Here is a 20,546-nt window from a genome sequence, read left to right on the forward strand (position 1 = left end):
AGTAGTCCGGCGCATGGCGGCGGTGATCGGGATGGGAAATCCTGCTGGAATGCAACCCGGTGGACATCCCCGCTGTCCGGACTGCGCTGAGCCTCTCACCGGTCCCCCCGCGACCTGCCCGGCCTGCGCGCTGCCGCTGCGCGGCGCTGTCGCGGGCGAACTGTGGCGGGTCGACCTGGCACTCGCCGACCTCAGGACGCGTGAGGCGCAGCTGACGGCCAGGCGGAACGAGCTCGTCGCGGCGTTGCGGGCCGCCCGCATCGGGACCAACCAGGCCGAGGATTACTCCGGGGCCGTGTCGTCAGCGGCGCTCAGCCCCGGACGGCCGAGGGATCTGCCGGTGAAGGCAGTACAGAACCTGCTGCTGGCACTCGGCGGGCTCCTGCTGGTCGTCTCCGCGATCGTGTTCACGGCGGTGAGCTGGGGGCACCTCGGCATCGGGGGGCGGGCGGCGATTCTGCTCGGGTTGACCGGGCTCGTCCTCGCGGCCCCGATCCCGTTACGGCGACGTGGCCTGGCCGCGACGGCGGAGACCCTGGCCATGCTCGGTCTGGCGCTGCTGTTCCTCGACGGCTACGCCGCCTGGCAGGTCGGGCTGGCCGGTCTCGACGCGATCCGTCCTCAGCCTTACGCTGCCGGACTCACCGGGGTCGTCGCCGTGGCCTTCGCGACCTATGGCCGGCTTGCCCGGCTCAGGTTGCCGATCCCTGTGGCTGTCGGGCTGGCGCAGCTTCCGCTCGCGGTGCTGGCGTTCGACGAGGACGCCATCTGGCTCGTCGCGGCCTTGCTCGCCACCGCTTGCGCCGACGCGACGGCCTGGCTGGTCAAGCGGCGGGGAATGGTGGCTGTCTGCTTCGGGTGCACGTGGTCGCTCGCCGTGGCGATCGGGCTCGCGGAGTCGCTGGAAACGTACGAACCGCGTAGTGCCTGGCCACTGTCCGGTGCTCTGATCGTCGCCGTGGCGGCAGGGCTGGTCATCGCCGTTCGCGCGACGAGGCCGTGGTCGGTGGCGCTCACCGCGTTGTCGTCGATCACGCTGATCACGGCGCTCGCGGTCCCCACGCGCATGGCTTTGGAGAGCCCTTGGGCGGTCGTGCCCGCGCCTCTCGCCGGGCTGGCCGTGACCGTGCTCGCCGTTCTGGCCCCCCGTACGGCTTCAGCGGTCAGGGCGGCCCCGCTCAGGGCGGCGGTCGTCGAGGCGGCGGCCACGGCCGCTGTCACGGCTGCGATCGCGACAGCTCTGCTCTCGACGCCCGTGGCGACGCCGGCGATCGTCGCACTGGCTGGACCACTGGCTGGATCACCGGACCAGGGCGGGGTCTGGAGCGGCATCGGGACGACGGGAGTCCGTGAAGCACTGGGTGCGCAGTCGATCGCCGGGCCGCCCGACCTGGTCGTGCTCGCGGCGCTCGCACTCGTCTGTGCGTTCCTCGCGCTCCTCGTCGTGCGGCATGGCAGGACGGACGACGCCGTTTCGCGCGCCCGGCTTCGTATGCTGGTCGTCGTCGCGTCGGCTTTCGCCTCGGTGACGGTGGCCGTCTGCCCTGTCGCGCTCGGCCTGCCGTATCCGGCGGCGATAGCCGTACAACTGGTGCCGGCTGTCAGTCTCGCCGCGATCTCGGCCAGGACCGCCCTGGTGAGCGTTCTGGCGCTCGCGGCGGCGCTGGAAGCATGCGCGTGGGCGCTCGTGTCCGAGCCGGCCACGTTGATCGTGCTGGGGGTCCTCGCCGTCACGGCCGCGGTTACCGCCCCCGTCGCCCGTGCGCCGGCCGTACGCACCGGGGCCGCCGCGACGGCGACGCTGCTGATCGGTGGTGAAGCGGTCGCGCTGTGGGTCGCCACCGACCTTCAGCCGCGATTCGTCACCTTCGTCCTCCTCGGAATGGCCGGCGTAGCCATGATCGTCGCGGCGCTGCTCAAGGCCGGGCCGCGGGTGGCGGTGGAGATCACGGGATACGCGCTCGGGTCGGCCGGTCTGCTTCTGGCTGTGGATCTGCCGATGTTCAGCCTGGCCTGCGCTGTGGCCGGCGTCCTGGCGACCGGTACGGCTCTACGGCCGGACCGGCGGGTGGCCGGGTACGTCGGAACCGCCTTTCTGCTGTTGGCCGGCTGGACCCGGCTCCTGGCGGAGCGGGTCGAGCTGGTGGAGGCCTACACGGTGCCGTTCTCCCTGGTGCTGCTCGCGATCGGCTGGCGGCGGGCACGAGAGTCATCGTCGTGGCCGGCCTACGGCGCGGGCCTGTCCTTCTCCTTCCTTCCGAGCCTCCTGGCGGTCTATGCGCAGCTCGGGGGCTGGATCCGCCCATTGACACTGGGAGTCGCGTCGTTCGTGGTCCTGTTGCTTGGTGCGAGATCACGGCTCCAGGCGCCCGTGGCGCTCGGTGGGTTCACGCTGGCCGCCGTCGCCGTGCACGAGCTCGCGCCATGGATCGCGCAGCTTGTGACGGCGGTGCCTCGCTGGGTTCCGGTGGCGGCGGGAGGCATGGCGCTGGTCCTGATCGGGGCCACCTACGAGGCTCGGCTGAAGGACGTCCGCCGGATGCGCGACGGATTCCGAGGTCTGCGATAGCGACGCCGCAGGACGGTCACCGGGCCAGGCGTAGCACCGCCAGCGGGCTGGAACGAACACGTAGGCGTCGCGCAGGAAACGACCTGCCCGAATACCACCTTGCTCACAACCATGCCAACTAGCATGCCAGCTAGCATGGTTGCGATTGAGGAGATCAGATGTTCGACGCGGAACTCGCAGAGATCGTCGCAAACCTACGTACTATCGGTGCGGACATCGCCGACGTCGAGGTGAGGAAAGCCCAGGGCGGCCTGCCCAAGTCGCTGCGCGAGACCCTCTCGGCGTTCGCCAACACGCGTGGCGGAGTCATTATCCTGGGTCTGGACGAAACGCAGGGCTTCAATGCCACAGGACTCCCCGATCCGGCGAAGGTTGCGGCGGATCTAGGTTCCATGTGTGCCGAGGACATGGAACCCCCACTGCGGCCGTTTATCAAGATCCACAACTTCGAGGGCGTCCAGGTCCTGGTAGCCGAGCTCCCCGAGATCGACCCCGCCCAGAGGCCCTGCCACTCACGCGGTGCCGGCATCACCAAAGGCAGCTACATCAGAGTCAGCGACGGCGATCGCAGGCTTTCCGCCTACGAGGTCCAGGTCATGCTCTCGTCACGCGGACAGCCCCGCGAGGACGAACAAGCCGTCCACGGCATCGGACTGGACGACCTTGATACGGCCAGTGTCGACGCGCTGATTGCCCGGTTGAGAACCAACAGGCCGTACGCATTCAAGGATCTGGACCGCCTTGCGGTACTGCGCCGTGCCAAGGTGCTGGTACGCGGGAAAGACGGCGAGGACGCGGTCTCGCTGGCAGGGCTGCTGACGCTGGGCAGATTTCCGCAGGAGCACTTTCCCCAACTCATGGTCACCTTTGTCCACTACCCCACCGAGACCGGTCCCCAGTCCACCGAGAGGTTCCTGGACAACGTGACGTTGGAGGGGCCTATCCCGGTCATGGTCCGGGACACGTTGGCGGCCATCCGCCGGAACATGTCCCGGCGAGCGATCATCGGTGGTGCGGGCCGACAGGACGTTTGGGAGTATCCCGAGACCGCTCTGCGTGAAGCGGTCGTCAACGCTCTGGCCCATCGTGATCTATCCAGCGGCGCCCGAGGCACTCAGGTCCAGGTCGAGATGTATCCTGATCGGCTTGTCATCCGAAACCCCGGCGGCCTGTTCGGCCCCGTCACCGTCGACAGCCTCGGCGAGGAAGGCATTTCCTCGGCCCGCAACGCCACCCTCATCAAACTCCTCGAAGACGTCTCGCTTCCCGGCGAAACTCGCACCGTCTGCGAGAACCGCGGCTCAGGTATCCGCGCGATGCTCGACTCGCTACTCACCGCCGGCATGAGCCCGCCTCAGTTCGCCGACAAGATCTCCTCGTTCCTCGTCACCTTCCCCAATCACACTCTCCTGAGCGGAGAAACCGTCAACTGGATCCAGAGCCTGGGCGAGCACGGGCTGACAGACAGCCAATGCATCGCCCTCGCCCTCTTGCGCGACGAAGGAGCCCTCGACAACCGCGCCTACCGCAATGCGACCGGCGTCGACTCTCGCGTAGCCACCAACGAACTCCAGGATCTCGTCGCACGCGAACTCATCACACAGGCCGGAACCCGCCGCTGGGCCAGATACGAACTGTCCCAGCGACATCCCACGGCCAAAGGCTCAGTCTCCCGCGCGGACCGCAGACCACAGTTGCTCGCCGCCCTGAGCGACGAGAGCCTGTCGCGTGCCGAGTTGGTCGCACGAACCGGCCTGAGCGACCAAACCGTCCGACGATGGCTGAAGATCATGCGCGAAGAAGGCACCATCGAATTTCTCGGCGACAGCCCCAAGAGTATGCATGTGCGCTATCGCCGCGCACGCCAAGAGCGCCTCTTCAGTCCAGAGGAGTAGGTTCCTGTCATGAAGCCGATCACTATAGATTGTGATCGGCCGACCTGGATGTGATGGCCCGCTGGGGTGCTGAGGCGCAGGGCCTGGGCCGGGTTCCTCCCCGGCGCCGACCCAGAGGGCCAGCCGGTCCCCTGCCTGGTGCCCGGAGGCCGCCACCGTCCTGCCCATGTGGGGACGGCCGTTCCGGCCGGTCCAAGGAGCGGACCGGGCCGCGACGACAGGGGTCCGGAGCACCCGTACGACCTGGGCGGTCACCCGCCGGTGGCTCTCGGCACAGGCGTCCGCGCCGCGGATCAGGAGGGAGCCGGCTCGCCGTCGGCTGGGTCTCCTGGCTGCTGCTGCGCGACGGGGTCCGGGCCCGGCTGGCCGCGGCCGGGCAGTGGTTGCGCGGCGTCCTCGGCTGCGGTGAGGACGAGGCCGGCATACGTCCGGCAGGGTGAACACTCACGAGTCGTGGGTGACGGGTGCCAGCCACAGCCCGACGAGCGCGTCGATCAGCCCGGTCGCCGTGCCGGGCCAGCTGGGCCTGGGCGTGGGGGCGCCTTCGGCGCCGTGGCGGTCGGGTTCACTGAACCCGCGCCGATCAACCAAGTCAAGCGACTGATTCAAAGGTCCTGTGACGAATCTCCCGGTGCTCGCGGGCGCGGACCGCCAGGGTCACGGGTACGGCGTGGCCCAGGACTCCGGCTCCCCAGCCCAGGATGGGCCAGATCGGCCACGGATACCAGAAGCCCGTCGCCCGCCCGACGACGAGCCAGACGGCCACCAGGAGAAGTGACGTGCCCGCGTAGACGCCGGCATGGATGCGCACTCCGAGCCTGGCCGCCCTGGCCTTGCGGGCCCGGCGCAGCGCCCGGTCCCTCGACGTACGCAGCCTGGCCGGCAGGTCGGCGAGGAGGGCGTCGAGCTCGGTGCGGTGCCGCGCTCGCGTGGCGACGTCGAGGCGCTCGTCGAACTCCTCTTTGGTCAGGTAGCCGGCGCCGAACGCGTCGCCGAGCAGCTCGACGGCACGGTCGCGCTCGGCGGCGCCGACGCGGGGCGCTGTGGCCGGGGCGTCGGCGGGCCTGGAGCCCGGCGCGGCGCCGGAGTCGATGTTCACGGGGGGCCTCCAGGGTCGGGCGGACGACGACCGCGCGAACGCGGATAACTTCAGCATCGCATGAGCGCGTCAGCTAATGCAATACGCTAAAGTTAACATGTGACAACTGAGAGGGGAGACAGACCGATGGAGGGGTCCTCGGCGACCGGTCCTTCACGACGCCAGAGGGTGCGTGACGCGACGCTGCGCGAGCTGATCGCGGTGAGCCGCGAAATCCTGACGAGCCAGGGTGTCGAAGCGCTGACGATCCGGGCGGTCGCCCGGGAGATGGGGATGACCCCGCCCGGGGTCTACCGCTACTTCGACAGCCACCGCGCCCTCCTCGACGCGGTGATCGTGGCGATCCTGGACGAGCTGACCGAACACATCTCCGCCAGGGTCGGCGAGGTGGACGAGACGGACACGGCGGGCAGGCTCGTCGTCGCCAGCAGGGCACTGCGGTGCTGGGGGGTCGAGCATCCCCGGGAGTTCCACCTCTCCCTGGTCGTGTCCCCGCCGGAGGAGGAGAGCCAGGCGGTCGGCCAGGCGCGACGCCAGGTGGGCAAGCTGTTCGGGGAGATCTTCGCCGAGGTCTGGCGCGACCACGGCAGCGCCTCCCCCGCTCCCTGGCCCGGCGAGCCGCGGATCGAGCCACTGGCCGAGCGGCTCGTCCGGATGCTGGAGATCGTGATGCCCTCCGCCCCCGCCGCGGTCGCCTTCACCCGCTGCTGGACGCGGCTGTACGGAATGGTCTGCCTGGAGTCACTCGGCCTCCCGCGGGTGATCGGCGACGAGACGGGCGAGTTGTTCGAGGCTGAGCTGGCCGACCTCGCGCGGATGCTCGGCCTTCCCGAGGCCGCCCTGAGCACCGGCCGCTGACGTCCCCCCACCGCTACCTCACAGGAGTGCCCGATGACCCCCCTGCAGCTCAGCCAGCCGACCCAGTTGATCGCCGGAGCCGTTCTGCTGACCGTCGTGACCATCGAGTTCGGCGGGTGGTTCCTCACCCGGATCGTCCGCGGTCAGGTGCCGATGACGCCCTTCCAGCAGACGTTCGCCCGCGCCGGGCACGCGCACGCGGGGGTGCTGGTCACCCTCGGGCTGGTGTGCCTCCTTTTCGTCGACGCCACCGGCCTCGACGGCGTCGCCCTGTGGACCGCCCGGCTCGGCGTGCCGGCCGCCGCCGCGCTGATGTCGGCCGGATTCTTCCTGTCGTCCCTCGGACGGGACGTGACCCGGCCGAACCGGCTGATCGTCCTGCTCTGGATCGGCGCGCTCTGCCTGGCGGCGGGCGTGCTGACTCTCGGCGTCGGCCTGCTGACCGACTGACCTTCGACGGTTCCCGCATGAGGCCGGATTCCCGGGGTACGCGCAAGCGGGAGAGTGCGCCACGGGGCCCGTGCGGGGCGGCGGCGGACAGGTCGTCCGTCACCCCCGCACGGGCCCCGCTCACCTGTCGTGGACGGTGACCACGTACCCGTCGGGGTCGCTGAAGGAGAACGTCCGGCCGAACGGCCCGTCGACCGGCTCGGACAGGATCGGCACCCCGGCCGCGGCGAGCTCGTCGTGGAGCCGCTGGGCGTCGTCGGCCTTGAACCACAGCGCCACCCCGAGGCCCGGACGCGGGGCCGCCCCCAGGTCGACGCCGGGCAGCGGCTCGCGGACCGCGAACGGGATGGGCGCGGTGGCGAACACCACGGCGTGCGGCGGCCCGGCCGGGTCCCGCCGCAGCCCGAGGCGCTTCTCGTAGAACGCGGCCGCTGCCTCCAGGTCACGCACCTGCAACGCCACGAAATCCACTCCGGTGACGGTCACGATTTCCTCCTATGTCAGAGCTTTGACATGAGGGATCGTATGTCAGAATGTTGACATGAAGCAACTGAGCACCGGCGCGGACCTCGGCCGCCTGGTGGGCTACCAGCTGAAGAGAGTCCAGGCGGCCCTGCGCTCGGCCATGGACGCCACGCTGCGCCGCCACGACCTGACCACTCCGCAGTACGTGTGCCTGGAACTGCTCGACCAGCGGCCGGGGCTGTCCAACGCCGAACTGGCCAGGGGCGCCTTCGTGACCCGCCAGTCGATGAACGTGTTGCTCCGCAATCTCGAGGACGCCGGGCTGGTCGAGCGGCCGGCGTCGGCGCCGCAGGGCAGAGCGCTGCCCACCACCCTGACGGCGGAGGGCAGGGCCCGGCTCGTCGCCGCGCGGGGCGACGTGCTCGAGATCGAACAGCGGATGACCGCCCACCTTGACGTGGAGCAGGCCGACCTCCTGCTGGGCCACCTGGAGCGGATGACGGACGCCTTGGAGGGCCGAACGCCCGCGGACGCGGTCGGCCGGAAGCGGTAGCGGAGCCACCGATTCGGACCCCTGAGGCGTGCCCCGGCATCGGTCACAGGGGTCACCCTCGAGATCCGCCTCCCCTGACGTCAGAGTAGGGTGATTCTGTTCACGTGGTTCTCCCGGCCGACGCGCAGCCGTCCCGCGACATCCCCGCACCCCGCGTCGCGACCGCCGGGAAACCAGGGATCCAGGGCGGCCCCGCCGCCCACGAGGGCCGGCCCGCACGGGAGACTCCTCCGCGGCGGGCCCGCCGACACCGGAGACCGCACGTGGAGAGGAGGACGATGTCCGTCTACCGCGTCAGGATGTACAGCGGGTTCCAGCGCACCCTCACCGCCGACCGCGTCGTCGTCAACGGCGAGAACATCTGTTTCGAGCGGAGCAGGAACGGATCCTGGGTGGCGGCGCTCCAGCTGCCGACGCAACTGGTCACCCGGGTCCGCCGACGGTGCGTCCAGCCGGACGGCACGGTGACGTGGAACGTGGAGAAACCAGGGCCCAGCACCTACTGATCGGCCTCGCGCGGACAAGTTCATCCCAAGTGCCGCCTAAGCCGGGCCGCCTAAATTCACCGGCGTAAGGAATTCCGAGGTTCCCCCCGGATAACGGGCCTGACCTATCCGTCCGAGGCCGAACGGGCCGGACGCGATCCCCGGGCGGATATGGATCGAGGTCACCCCGCTGCGCGTGCTGTGGTGGCCGCATGGGCGGCTCGACGCGCCTCCCCTGCGATGGAACGCGGCCCCGGACGTGACCGCGCCGCCGTCGGACCCCGCCCCCACGGGAACCGGCGCTCCGGGATGGCCGGAGCCGGATGTCGCGGACCGCGCGCGCTCTGGCGCCGCGGCTCGAACGGGAGGCCGCGCGGCGCGGCAGCCCGTTCCCGTGCCCCGGCGTCCTCGCCGATCACAGGCGCGCGAGCGCGTCACGGGCCGCCTTCTCCCAGTGGGGAGAGCCGACCTGCCGGGCGACCTCCACCGCCCGGCCGTAGTGTCCGGCCGCCGCCTCCGGCCTGCCGAGGAACACCGCGAGGTCGCCGAGCGTGTGGGCGATCGGCCCGAGCGTGACGGAGGCGCTGTTGAGCCCGGCCATCTCCCCCTCCACGGGAAGGAGCAGGCGGTAGCACTCCCCGGCCGCCTCGCGGTCGGCCAACGCGATCGCGGTCGCCGACCGCGCCGCCATCATGAACAGCCAGGAGTAGTCACGGCGTGGAAGGGCCGCCGGCCACACGGCCCTGGCCTCCTCCAGGCGGCCGGACAGCGCGAGGGCGAGGGCGTACGCCTCTCCGGCGTCACCGGGAATCCGCTCCCACAGCGGGGTGATCGCCTCCAGGCACTCGTCGACGCGTCCCGTCACGAGACGGACCACAAAACTGCCTACGGCGCCCATGAGGGACGATATCGACGCCCCTGACTCCGCCATCCGGTCGCCCAGCGTCGTGTACGCCCTCTCCGCCTCGTCGAACTCTCCCCGCACGAGCAGGTGCAGGGCGTCGAGGAACGCGAGGATGCCGAGGGCGTGGCCGAGCTGGCCGCTCGTCGAGTGCTCCGCCGCCTGGTCGGCGTGGCGCCGGGCGGCGGCCCAGTCGTTGCGGCCCAGCGCGACCATGCAGAGCGCCGCGTGACCGAGCGTCTGGTAGCCGAGCAACCCGGCCGCCGTGGAGACCCGCACCAGCTCCTGCCCCAGGCTCTCCAGCTCCTCGCGCCTGTCCGGGGCGTGACAGGCCCAGTATCGGGCGTTCAGCGCCATGCACAGCAGGTGCGGGTCATCGATGCCGCGGGCGATGGCCACCGCCTCCGTGCTCGCCGTCTCCACCCGGGCGGGGTCGTGTCCCTCGACGACGTGGCACAGCGTGACCAGGAGACGGCAGCGCAGCTCGCCCGTCTCCCGGGGGAGCGCGTCCTCGATGGCGTGCACCAGATCGCGATCGAGCCTCCGCTCCGGCTGGATGGTCCAGATGACGGGCGCGTCGAAGGCCACCGCGGCCCGGGCGACGGCCTTCGGATCGGCGGTTCTCCGTGCGGCGGCCAGCGCCTTCGCCCGGGCGTCGAGCGCCCTTTCCACCTCGCCCGCGTGCGCCAGCGCGGACACCAGGCGGCACGTCAGGTCGAGTCGCAGCGCCTCGGGCGGGTCGGACGCCAGATCGAGCGCGCCCAGCGCGCCCTCCAGGAAGGCCGCCGCGTCCCGGTGGGCGTACAGCGCGGACGCCTGGGCCGCCGCCCGCGACGCGTACTCCGCCGCGGTCGGCGCGGTGGCCGTGGTCGCGGCGGCGAGGGCGTGGTGCCCCAGGGCTCCGACGTCCCCGGGCCGCACGGTCTCCAGGGCCGTCACGACCTTGCGGTGCATCCGGGCGCGGCGCAGCCGGGGGATGTCCTCGTAGAGGGTCTCGCGGACCAGCACGTGGGCGAAGCGGACCCGGCCCGGCCGGGGCTCGTCCAGCAGCCCGGCCAGCACCCCCGCCTCCAGCCCGTCGAGCACGGTCTCCTCGTCGCCTCCCGGCATCGCGATGAGCACGTCGGCGTCGACCTCTCTGCCGAGCACCGCGGCGTTGCGCAACGTCACCTGGACCGCGCCGGGGAGGCGGGCCACCCGCCGCCTGATCAGGTCCCGCACCCCGGGCGGCAGCACGTTCACCGCCGAGGGGCCGTCGACCGCGAGCAGCCGCGCCGTCTCGCTCACGAACAACGGGTTGCCGCCGGTGCGCTCGCTGACCTTCCGTACGGTGGCCTGATCCACGTCCATGCCGGACCGCTCGGCGAGCAGCCGGGCGACCTCGTCCGGTCCGAGACCGCTCAGTTCCAGATTCTCCACGGTCTGGACGGCGAGTGCCGCGGCGGTCGCCATCAGGTCGGCGCCCGACTCCCCGGGCCGGTGCGTGAGCAGGACGAGGACAGGTGTCGCGGCCAGCCGGACGGCCAGATGGCGCAGCAGCTGAAGCGTCTCCTCGTCGGCCCGGTGGACGTCCTCGATCACGATCAGCAGCGGCCCCGGCACGCCGTCCAGATAGTCGCCCACGGCCCTGGCCAGCCAGAACTGGCCGACCGGCGCGGCGTCGTCGGTCAGCAGCGGCGCAAGCCGCGCGGCGATCTCCGGCGGGGGCGGCGCGGTCGCCGCGAGGTCGCGCAGCACCTCGCTCCACGCCCACGCGGGCGGCACTCCTCCCGTCGTCTCCGGGCACCGGCCGACGACGGTCCGCCAGCCCTGCGACGACAGGTGCCGCACCAGGGCGTCGGCCAGGGTGCTCTTGCCCAGCCCGGCCTCCCCGCCGAGCCACGCGATCCGGAACCCGCCCCCGGCCTGCTCGGCGGCCGCCACGAGGCGGGACAACTCCCTCGTACGGCCGACCATCCTGCCGGGCGCGGGCGGGCGCGGCCGGTCGGGCGGCACGACCAGCGGCGCGGGCGCGGGCTCGCCGGCGATCAGGTCGAGGGAGGGGGCCTGGGCGAGGATGTCCGACTCCAGGCTGCGCAGCGCGGGCCCGGGGTCAACGCCGAGCTCTTCCGCCAGCAGGGCACGAGTCCGGCGCAGGACCGCCAGAGCGTCCCCCTGACGACCGGCCCGATAGTGCGAGAGCGCGAGCAACCGGACGGCGTTCTCCCGCAGCGGGTGGGCGGTGACATGCCGTTCCAGCTCGGGGACCAGTTCGGCGTGGCGGCCGAGCGCCAGGCCCGCCTCCGCGCGGTACTCGACCGCGACCGCCCGCAGCTCCAGCAGGTGGCCCACCTCGGGCGCGGCCCACTCCTGGTCGGCGAACTCCGCGTACGCCTGGCCCGTCCACAGCGACAGCGCCTCGCCGATCGTCTCGAAGGCGTCGGCGGGTGCGCGCCGCGCGAGGAGGCCGGCCGCGGCGTCGACCAGCTTGGGGAAGCGCCAGGCGTCCACGTCCTCGGTGCCGAGCGCGAGACGATATCCGGGCGGCGCGCTCACCAGCACCCGGGCGGCGGCCCGCGGCGCCCGCTCGGGCTCCAGGACGCGGCGCAGGTTCGAGACGTACACCTGCAGGGCGCCGAGCGCCTTCGGCGGCGGCTGGCCCTTCCACAGGTCGTCGATGAACCGGTCGGTGGACACGATGTGGCCCTGTGCGCAGACCAGCCGGGCCAGCACGGCCCGGTGGAGTGACGTGCCGAGCTCGACAGGACGGCCCGCCACCTCCGCGCCGATGTGGCCCAATACCAGAACTCGCACCATAGCGGGAAAAGCATAGGTCTGTTTCCTTTTATGGTGACGGCTCGTTAGGGTGAGCGCTCGATCGCCCTGTGGGTGATCTGGCTGGCCCGGTCCGCCCACGAACTCGCCGACCCATCCGCCTCACTCGCCCCGGTCGCCCCGGCAGAACCGCCGCCCGCTCCGGCGTACGGGTAATGGTTCGTTATGCGGATACCCGCCCTCGCCTTGGGGATAGCACGCCTTCGTATGGCCTGCCTAATCTGCGATAAGTGACGCTCTTTCCGACCGTATGACGCGCCGTGTACGGGGCGTCCGGGGCGCTTCTCCACGTGAGTCCCGCCCGCTGGTGACCAAGGAGCACGACACCATGAACTCGCAGACCATGGACCGCGCCGACGTCTGCACGGCAGAAGCGGTCATCGCCGTATACACGTGTCCGGTGCCGCACTCTCCTCAGGCGGTCAGCGGCGTACGACACCGCGCGCTCGGTGTGCTGGCGTCCTGGGGAACGCCGGGAGCCGCCGCGCAGGAGGCCGTGCTGGTGATCTCCGAGATGGTTACCAACGCCGTGCTCCACGCCCTGCCGCCGGCCGAGCTACGGCTCCTCCTGTGCTCGGAGGGAGATCACGACATCATCCGGGTCGAGGTCACCGACGCCGGGGCGGCACCGGTGTGGCCGGGGACCGGGACGTGCCCGGACGAGAGCGGGCGCGGCGCCGCCGTCGTCGAGGCCCTCGCCATGCGGCACGGCTCCCTGAGCCGTCCTTCGGGCTTGACCACCTGGTGGGCGGACCTGCCGGCCCGCTGACCACGACAGGGGCAGCCGTACGCCCGGGCTCAGCGGCGCAGGGTCTCCGACGGGGACTCCCCGAAACGCCGGCGGTAGGCGAGGGCGAACCGCCCCAGATGGACGAACCCCCAGCGGTAGGCGACGTCGGTGACCGTGGTGGCGCCCGGATCGCGGACCGTGAGTTCGGCGCGCACCCGGTCGAGGCGTACCTCCCGCAGGTAGCTCATGGGCGTCGTGTCCAGCTGACGCCGGAACCCCTCCTGAAGCGCCCGCGCGCCGACGCCCACTCCCTCGGCGATCTCCTCCACGGTGAGCGGTTCCGCCGCGTGCGCCTCGATCAGGTCCACGGCCCGTTCCACCGCCGTCGGCGCGACACGCGGCTGCCCGCCGGACAGCGCGTCGCTGTAGTTGCTGGGCTGGGCCAGCAGCAACTGCGTCATCAGCAGCCCCTCCAGCTGCCTGAGCGCGATGGGCTGCTCCAGCAGGGCGCCGCCGGTCTCCGCCTCCCGCCTGAGCAGGTCGACGACCGACAGCCACGATCGGACGGGGGGCCGGGTCAGGTCCATGCCGAGGGAGAAGGTGAGCGGCCTGCGCGGCGTGCGCCCCATGAGCTTGGCGAGGTGGGCTTCGAGCGCGGCGCGGTCGAAGCGGGCGATCAGCGACGCGTGCCCGGGGACCCACCGCATGGACATGGGCCGCGTCAGCGACAGCACGGAGGCGAGCTCGGGCGTCGCCACGATCCGTTCGCGGCCGTGGGACACCTCCGCGGCGCCGGTCAGCGGGATCTCGACGAGCAGGTAGCTGTCCAGCGGCTGCGGCGTGATCAGCACCTCCGTGCCGTAACCGAGCGAGTACAGCCCGACTCCGTCGAACGTCGTCCCGTTCATCCGGACGTCGAGCCGGATCTCCGAGTTCACCGGGCGCAGCCCGTGGTCGCCGAGGGCGTCCCCGACCCTCGTACGAGCCTCGTCGACGTCGTTCGTACGCAGCCGCCGATACGCGGCCAGTGGTAGCGGTTCTTCGGCCATCATCGCCTCCCCACGCGGGCAGGCCCCCCGTTCCCGCAGGTAGCGGGCGCGACACAAGCCTATGCGCGCGGCCCTGCGGGCGGAACACGGCCACCGCGAGGACCGGGCCGGACGGGTCAGATCAGGCGGCGGGAGACGATGCCGCTGCCGACGTCGTGGCCGCACCAGAGGCGGAAGCGCTCCCCGGGGCGCAGATACGCGACCGCGTCGTCGTCAGTGGTCGCGATGGTCACCACGTGCAGCCAGTCTCCGGGGACCAGCGGCTCCTCGTCGTCCGCGGTGATCGCCACCTGGAACGGCCGGCTGGGCCCCACTCCGTGCTCCCCCGCGCAGGCGCAGACCACCAGCGACTGCGTACGGAAGGGCAGTTCGTGCGGCAAACCGCCCTGGTCGGAGGGCAGGAGCGTGATCAGTGCCTTTGCTCGGACGGTCATCGGGACCACCGCCTTTCGCCGGACCATTGCATTATGCAACGTTTTTCCCGGCGGATCGCTTCCCCGCGAGGGGCCTCACCATCCAGTGTGCGCGACGGGGGCGGTCGACCCGCGCACCACGAGCTCGGTGGCGAGTTCGACGTGGTGGGACTCGACCCGCTCCCCGGCCGCCAGGCGCAGCGCCGTACGCACCGCGACGGCGCCCATCTCCCGCAGCGGCTGCCGCACGGTGGTCAGGGGCGGCGAGGCCATCCGGGCGACCTGAGTGTCGTCGAAGCCCACGACGCTGAGGTCCTCGGGCACGCGCAACCCCCGCGCCCTGGCCGCCTCCAGCACGCCGAGCGCGATGTCGTCGCAGCCCGCGAAGATCGCCGTCGGCGCCTCGGGCAGGTCGAGCAGGGCCGCCCCGCCCGCCACACCATCGTGGTAGTGGAAGTGCCCGGTCCGCACGTACCCGGGCAGGACGGGAGCCTCCCCCGTCTCCATGGCGGCCCGGTAGCCGTGCAGCCGGGCCTGGTTGCAGGCCGCGGTGGCCGGGCCGCCGAGGTAGGCGACGCGCCGGTGGCCGAGCGCGAGCAGGTGCTGCGTCGCGGCCATGCCACCGGCGAAGTTCGTCGAGCCGACGCTGGTCACCCGGGCCCGCGGCAGGTTCAGCGGGTCGATCACGACCAGGGGCAGCCGCGCCCGGGCCAGGGCGGTGAGCTGCCCGGAGGTCAGTTCGCCGGTGACGGCGACCAGCGCCCGCCGCCCGGCCGCGACCAGCTCGCGCGCCCACCCCGCGGTGCGGTCGGCGTCGCGCCGGATGCTCACCACGACCGCCACGTCGAGATCGGCGCCGGCCTGCACCGCGCCCTGGACGATCTCGGTGGAGTACGCGTTGAGGTCCGCGTCGAACTCCACCTCGATCGTGTCGGGCGCCGCCTCGCCGCGGCGCTGCGGCGGCGCGACGTAGTCGTGCTGCTCCAGCAGCGACAGCACCAGGGAACGCGTCTCCGGCGCGACGTCGCTGCGGCCGTTGAGCACCTTCGACACGGTCGCGACCGACACCCCCGCCGACGCCGCGACCGTGGCGAGAGTGGCCCGCCTACGACTGGGCGGCATCTGTTCCTCCCCGCTCGGGGCCCGCCGCAGGTCGCACCTCCACAGGGGTGACCAGCCGCCGGCCGCGGCCGACGTGACGCAGCGGGCCGGTCAGCCGTACGCGGCCCCGGCACGGCAGGTCCGACGCGGAGGTGCCGACGAACACCTCGATGTCTCCCGGCTCGACGATCCGCCGCAGGTCGCGGCCGGTGAAAGCGGTCCTGTCCGCGTGCACGGCGAAGGTCGCCCGCGCGCTCTCGCCGGGCTCCAGCCGCACCCGGGCGAACCCGGCGAGCTGCCGCACCGGCCTGGTCACCTGGGCCAGCACGTCGTGCAGGTAGAGCTGGACGACCTCCTCGCCCGTCCGGCCCCCGGTGTTGCGCACGCGCACCGACACGGTGAACTCCCCGTCGGTGGGCACCTCCGAGTCGCTGATCTCCAGGTCGCCGACCTCGAAGGTGGTGTAGGACGCGCCGTGGCCGAACGGGAACAGCGGGGTCGGGTCGAGGTTGCTGATGCCGTGGCTGTCGGAGCCCAGCGGCGGCTGCAGGTAGGTGCCCGGCTGCCCGCCCGGGGTCCGCGGGATCTGCACCGGCAGCTTCCCGCTGGGCTGCACCCGGCCGGACAGGACGCCGGCGATGGCCGCCCCGCCCTCCTCGCCCGGCATGAACGCCTGGACGAGCGCGGCGGCCCGGTCACGCACCCGCCCCAGCGCGTACGGCCGGCCCGACACCACGACCACCACGACCGGCGTGCCGGTGGAGGCCAGTGCGACCAGCAGGTCCTCCTGGACCCCGGGCAGCCGCAGGTCCTCGGCGTCGCAGCCCTCGCCCGAGGTGCCCTGCCCGAACAGCCCGGCCAGGTCGCCGACGACGGCCACGCACAGGTCGGACTCGCGGGCGGCGGCGAGCGCGGCGGCGAACCCGGAGCGGTCCTCGTCCCGCCAGTCGCAGCCCCGTTCGTGGACGATCTCGGCGTCCGGCAGCTCGGCCCGCAGCGCGTCGAGCAGGGCGGGCGCCTCCACGCCGAGCCCGAGCTTCGGGTGGCGGGGCAGCACGTGGTTGGGGAAGGCGTAGCAGCCCATGAACGTGCGCGGGTCGTCCGCGCAGGGCCCGACCACCGCGACCCGGCGTGGTCCCGGACGCCCCTCCCGGAGCAGCGGCAGCGCGTCGCCCGCGTCGAGCAGCACGATCGACCGCTCGGCCAGCTCGCGGGCCAGCGCCCGGTTGCCGGGAGAGTCGAGGTCGACGGTGTCCGCGCCGGCCACCGCCCCCTCCGGCGTCCAGTCCGGGTCCAGCAGCCCGAGCTGCACCTTCTGGGTGAGCAGGCGGCGCGCGGCCCGGTCCACCAGTTCCTCGGGCAGCTCGCCCCGCCGCACCCGCTCGGCCAGGTGCTGGCCGAAGCCGAGCGTGTCGGGCAGCTCGACGTCGATGCCGGCGGTCAGCGCCTGCACCCCGGCCTCGTCGGTGTCGGCCGCGACCTGGTGCATGGTCGCGAGGAACGGAACCGCCCAGTAGTCCGACACGACCGTCCCGGTGAACCCCCATTCGTCGCGCAGCAGCTCGGTCAGCAGCCACGGGTCGGCGGCGGCGGGCACGCCGTCCACGTCGGAGTAGGAGTTCATGACCGAGCGCGCGCCGCCTTCGGCGATGGCGGTCTCGAACGTCGGCAGGATCACGTCCATCAGCTCGCGCCGGCCCATCGGGACCGGGCCGTGGTTGCGGGCCGCCCGCGACGCGGAGTAGCCGGCGAAGTGCTTGAGCGTGGCGATGACCCCGGCGTTCTCCAGGCCCCGCACGTAGGCGGCGCCGAGCGTCGCGACGAGGTACGGGTCCTCGCCCATGGTCTCCTCGACCCGGCCCCAGCGGTAGTCGCGCACCACGTCCAGCACCGGCGACAGGCCCTGGTGGGCGCCCACGGCGCGCATGTCCCTGCCGATGGCGGCGGCCATCCGCTCCACCAGCTCGGGGTCGAACGTCGCCCCCCAGGCGATGGCCGCCGGGTAGACGGTCGCGCCGTAGGTGGTGAAACCGGTCAGGCATTCCTCGTGGACCAGCGCGGGGATGCCGAGCCGGGAGTGCTTCACCACCTCGCGCTGCAGCCGTACCACCTCCGCCGCGCCCTCCACCGCCGTCACCGGAGCGCTGCCGAACACCCGCGTCAGGTGGCCGAGCCCATGGCGCACGGCCTCCTCGATGGGCACCGTCCCCGAGGCGGCGAAGACGTCCTGCATGGGGGCCACGTTGTGCGCGTTGTCGGGCTCCACCTCCTCGGGGGCCTGCATGTCGTTGCCGATCCACCGGCTGCCGAGCTGGCCGATCTTCTCCTCAAGCGTCATCTCCGCGAGGAGGGCCTCGACCCGGTCGGCCACGGGGAGTGCCGGGTCCTGCCACGCCCGGAGCGTCCCGTCCGCCGTGTGCGTCCGATCTGGGGCCGTCATCTGCTCTCCTCAAAAAGTTTCGAAACATTTCGGCGTCTGTGGCAGTTTCGTCGTAAACCTTTCTGCCGACCCAGACCACCAGGTAGACGCCTGCTCGTCGGTACTTTACACACGCCTCACGCGGAGCTGGAGGGGTCGTGAGAGCGCTCTTGACAGTCAGGTAACGCAAATCTAAATTGGCGTGCCACGCGGCTTGTCTCGAAATGTTTCGAACGAGCTGACTTCAAGAACGGAGTGACAGTGGCACCGGGGTGCCGATCCACGTCGCCCCCGCCGCATCCGATGTTTTCAACGAGCCGCGGCCAGCCTCGGCATTCGACGTACGGAGATCAGCGTGGAGTCCAGGACACCATCCCGCCGCACTTTCCTCAGCCTTTCCATGGGCCTCCCCCTGGGTGCCGCGTTGGCGGCCTGCGGCACATCCGGCCCGGCCCCGTCCGGCGGGGGCGCGAGCGGCGGCGCCGCAGGCGGCAACGGCGGCGGCGGGGGCAAGGCCACCTACTGGTTCCTCCAGGGCCCGCCCGGCGAGGCCCCCCGCACCGCGGCGGTGGAGCGGTTCAACAAGGCCAACGCCAACGGCCAGATCGCGATCACCACCATCCAGAACGACGCGTACAAGACGAAGATCAAGACAGCGATCGGCGCGAACCAGGCGCCCACCATCATCTGGGGCTGGGGCGGCGGCGGCCTGCGCAGCTACGTGCAGGCCGGCCAGGTCGAGGACCTCACCTCGTGGTTCGAGCAGAACGCCGCCGTGAAGGACCGGCTGTTCCCCTCCTCCTTCGGCGCCGCGACGATCGACGGCAAGATCTACGCGATGCCGTGCGAGACCGTGCAGCCGATCGTCCTGTTCTACAACAAGAAGGTCTTCGAGAAGGTCGGGGCCCAGCCTCCGCAGTCGTACGGCGACATCCTCGACCTGGTCAAGAAGTTCAACGCGGCGGGGATCGCGCCGTTCTCCCTGGCCGGCCAGTCGCGCTGGACGAACATGATGTGGCTGGAGTTCCTCTTCGACCGCATCGGCGGTCCCGAGGTGTTCCAGGCCGTCTTCGACGGCGAGAAGGACGCCTGGAACAACCCCGCCTCCATCGAGGCCCTGACCAAGATGCAGGAGCTCATCAAGGCCAACGCGTTCATCAAGGGCTTCTCCTCCGTCACCGCCGACTCCAACGCCGACCAGGCGCTGCTCTACACCGGCAAGGCCGCGATGATGCTGCACGGCAGCTGGTCGTACGGCATCCAGCAGGCGCAGGGCGGCGACATCGTTCCCAGCGGCGGTCTCGGCTGGATGAACTTCCCGGGGGTCGACGGCGGCAAGGGCGACCCGAGCGACACCGTCGGCAACCCCGGCCAGTACCTGTCGATCTCCTCCAAGGCGACGCCCGAGCAGAAGGAGATCGCCAAGAAGTTCTTCGCCACCGGCGTGCTCGACGACCAGGAGCAGAAGGACTGGGTCGGCACCGGTGGCGTGCCGATCGTCAAGGGCTCCGACAAGCTGTTCGCCGGCTCCAAGGACGCCGAGTTCCTGAACTTCATCTACGGCGTCGCCAGCAGCGCCAAGGTGTTCGCCCAGTCGTGGGACCAGGCGCTCAGCCCGACCGCGGCCGAGGTGCTGCTGGACAACATCGCCAAGCTGTTCCAGCTGTCGATCTCGCCGCAGCAGTTCGCGACGAACATGAACGCGGTCATCGGTAAGTGAGCATGTCCGCTATCAACGCAAGAAGGACGTCGCCCGCCGTCGCGCCCAAGGCGCGCGGCGGCGCCGTCCTGCCGTGGCTGGCCACGCCGGCGCTGCTGGCCTTCGTGGCCTTCGCGCTGATTCCGCTGATCGGGGTCCTGCTGCTCAGCTTCACGTCCTGGGACACGCTGGGCGAGATCAAGCTGACCGGGTTCGAAAGCTGGCGGTCGGTGCTCACCGACCCCGGCCTGCCGCACGCGCTGTGGGTGACGTTCCTGATCACGGCGCTCTCCTGGGCGGTCCAGACACCGGCCAGCATCCTGATCGGGGTGTTCCTGGCGGGCCGTCAGCGCTACCGGGAACTGCTCGCGGTGCTGTACTTCATCCCGCTGCTGCTCAGCTCGGCGGCCATCGCGATCACCTTCAAGGCGCTGCTCGACCCGAACTTCGGGCTCGGCGCGGGGCTGCACATCGACCTGCTCAACCAGGACTGGCTCGGCGAGCCCGGTCTCGCCATGGGCGTCGTGATCTTCATCGTGTCCTGGCAGTTCATCCCGTTCCACGCGCTGCTCTACCAGGGCGGTGTTCGGCAGATCCCGCGCTCGCTCTACGAGGCCGCGGAGCTGGACGGCGCGGGGCGGGTCCGCATGTTCTTCAACATCACGTTGCCGCAGCTCAAGTACACCGCCATCACGTCGTCCACGCTGATGGTCGTCGGCTCCCTGACCTTCTTCGACCTGATCTTCGTGCTGACCGAGGGCGGTCCCGGCGACGCCACCCGCGCGCTCGCCCTGGACATGTACAAGCGTGGTTTCCAGGCGAACCTCATGGGAGCGGCCTGTGTGATCGGTGTCATCCTCGTCATCGTGGGCCTCGCTCTGGCGCTGCTGCTGCGCCGGCTGGGCGGCCGCAACCCCAACGCCAGCCAGCTGGAAGGGGCCTGACCGTGACCGCGACCCACACCTCGAGGGCGGCCCAGCGCACCGCGGCGCCAGGGGCGCACGGACGCCGTCGGCCGAAATCGACCTCCCAGCGCCCCAACTGGG

The 20,546-nt window shown here is 71.5% G+C and carries 17 protein-coding genes; 9 read left to right on the plus strand and 8 right to left on the minus strand.

Going from position 1 to position 20,546, the window contains the following annotated elements; genetic code table 11:
* Positions 1–49: 49 nt before the first annotated feature.
* A complete protein-coding gene (locus tag ABZ857_RS29645) occupies positions 50–2,569 on the plus strand; it encodes a hypothetical protein (RefSeq protein WP_357049029.1) in 2,520 nt (839 codons plus the stop codon).
* A gap of 158 nt (positions 2,570–2,727) precedes the next feature.
* Positions 2,728–4,464 carry an ATP-binding protein gene (locus ABZ857_RS29650; RefSeq protein ID WP_357049032.1) on the plus strand — a complete coding sequence of 579 codons (1,737 nt, stop codon included), beginning with the start codon at positions 2,728–2,730 and terminating at the stop codon, positions 4,462–4,464.
* 444 nt (positions 4,465–4,908) lie between these two features.
* On the opposite strand, the gene ABZ857_RS29655 is transcribed toward ABZ857_RS29650, so the two are convergent.
* On the minus strand, positions 4,909–5,055 hold the full coding sequence (locus ABZ857_RS29655; RefSeq protein WP_357049035.1) for a hypothetical protein: 147 nt from the start codon (positions 5,053–5,055) through the stop codon (positions 4,909–4,911).
* A 1-nt stretch (position 5,056) separates the two neighbouring features.
* Positions 5,057–5,563, minus strand: a complete 507-nt coding sequence (locus tag ABZ857_RS29660) for a DUF1707 domain-containing protein (protein WP_357049037.1) — start codon at positions 5,561–5,563, stop codon at positions 5,057–5,059.
* A gap of 168 nt (positions 5,564–5,731) precedes the next feature.
* Here ABZ857_RS29660 and ABZ857_RS29665 point away from each other — a divergent pair, with 168 nt between their 5' ends.
* Together ABZ857_RS29665 and ABZ857_RS29670 are read left to right on the plus strand one after the other, a co-directional pair.
* Positions 5,732–6,421, plus strand: coding sequence for a TetR/AcrR family transcriptional regulator (locus ABZ857_RS29665; protein ID WP_357049040.1), 690 nt, complete (start codon positions 5,732–5,734; stop codon positions 6,419–6,421).
* Between the two features lie 33 nt (positions 6,422–6,454).
* A complete protein-coding gene (locus tag ABZ857_RS29670; RefSeq protein WP_357049043.1) occupies positions 6,455–6,871 on the plus strand; it encodes a hypothetical protein in 417 nt (138 codons plus the stop codon).
* Between the two features lie 120 nt (positions 6,872–6,991).
* Here ABZ857_RS29670 and ABZ857_RS29675 read toward each other — a convergent pair whose 3' ends face one another.
* Positions 6,992–7,357, minus strand: coding sequence for a VOC family protein (locus tag ABZ857_RS29675; protein ID WP_357049045.1), 366 nt, complete (start codon positions 7,355–7,357; stop codon positions 6,992–6,994).
* Positions 7,358–7,412: 55 nt separating this feature from the next.
* Between ABZ857_RS29675 and ABZ857_RS29680 the strand changes: the two genes are divergently transcribed.
* On the plus strand, positions 7,413–7,889 hold the full coding sequence (locus ABZ857_RS29680) for a MarR family transcriptional regulator (protein ID WP_357049048.1): 477 nt from the start codon (positions 7,413–7,415) through the stop codon (positions 7,887–7,889).
* 278 nt (positions 7,890–8,167) lie between these two features.
* Complete coding sequence (locus ABZ857_RS29685; protein ID WP_357049051.1) at positions 8,168–8,395, plus strand: hypothetical protein; 228 nt, start codon at positions 8,168–8,170, stop codon at positions 8,393–8,395.
* 394 nt (positions 8,396–8,789) lie between these two features.
* Here ABZ857_RS29685 and ABZ857_RS29690 read toward each other — a convergent pair whose 3' ends face one another.
* Complete coding sequence (locus tag ABZ857_RS29690; RefSeq protein WP_357049054.1) at positions 8,790–12,071, minus strand: BTAD domain-containing putative transcriptional regulator; 3,282 nt, start codon at positions 12,069–12,071, stop codon at positions 8,790–8,792.
* A 346-nt stretch (positions 12,072–12,417) separates the two neighbouring features.
* Between ABZ857_RS29690 and ABZ857_RS29695 the strand changes: the two genes are divergently transcribed.
* Positions 12,418–12,858 carry an ATP-binding protein gene (locus tag ABZ857_RS29695; protein WP_357049057.1) on the plus strand — a complete coding sequence of 147 codons (441 nt, stop codon included), beginning with the start codon at positions 12,418–12,420 and terminating at the stop codon, positions 12,856–12,858.
* A gap of 29 nt (positions 12,859–12,887) precedes the next feature.
* Here ABZ857_RS29695 and ABZ857_RS29700 read toward each other — a convergent pair whose 3' ends face one another.
* The 4 genes from ABZ857_RS29700 to ABZ857_RS29715 form a co-directional block, all read right to left on the minus strand.
* Positions 12,888–13,868 (minus strand): AraC family transcriptional regulator, encoded by a 981-nt coding sequence (locus ABZ857_RS29700; protein ID WP_357049060.1) that lies wholly within the window; start codon positions 13,866–13,868, stop codon positions 12,888–12,890.
* A 116-nt stretch (positions 13,869–13,984) separates the two neighbouring features.
* Positions 13,985–14,302: a hypothetical protein gene (locus tag ABZ857_RS29705; RefSeq protein ID WP_357049063.1), complete on the minus strand. Its 318-nt coding sequence runs from the start codon at positions 14,300–14,302 to the stop codon at positions 13,985–13,987.
* Positions 14,303–14,377: 75 nt separating this feature from the next.
* The gene (locus ABZ857_RS29710) at positions 14,378–15,403 is read right to left on the minus strand and encodes a LacI family DNA-binding transcriptional regulator (RefSeq protein ID WP_357049065.1); all 1,026 of its coding nucleotides are present in this window, start codon (positions 15,401–15,403) and stop codon (positions 14,378–14,380) included.
* Positions 15,387–17,822: a glycoside hydrolase family 3 N-terminal domain-containing protein gene (locus ABZ857_RS29715; RefSeq protein WP_357049068.1), complete on the minus strand. Its 2,436-nt coding sequence runs from the start codon at positions 17,820–17,822 to the stop codon at positions 15,387–15,389. Before ABZ857_RS29715 ends, ABZ857_RS29710 begins: the two co-directional genes overlap by 17 nt.
* 379 nt (positions 17,823–18,201) lie before the next feature.
* On the opposite strand from ABZ857_RS29715, the gene ABZ857_RS29720 reads away from it, so the two are divergent.
* Both ABZ857_RS29720 and ABZ857_RS29725 read left to right on the plus strand, forming a co-directional pair.
* Entirely contained in the window at positions 18,202–19,521 is a 1,320-nt protein-coding gene (locus tag ABZ857_RS29720) for an extracellular solute-binding protein (protein ID WP_357049071.1), read from the plus strand.
* Positions 19,522–19,523: 2 nt separating this feature from the next.
* Positions 19,524–20,444: a sugar ABC transporter permease gene (locus ABZ857_RS29725; RefSeq protein ID WP_357049074.1), complete on the plus strand. Its 921-nt coding sequence runs from the start codon at positions 19,524–19,526 to the stop codon at positions 20,442–20,444.
* Positions 20,445–20,546: the final 102 nt, after the last annotated feature.

It is taken from the genome of Microbispora sp. NPDC046933, from assembly GCF_040644635.1.
Classification (GTDB): Bacteria; Actinomycetota; Actinomycetes; order Streptosporangiales; family Streptosporangiaceae; genus Microbispora.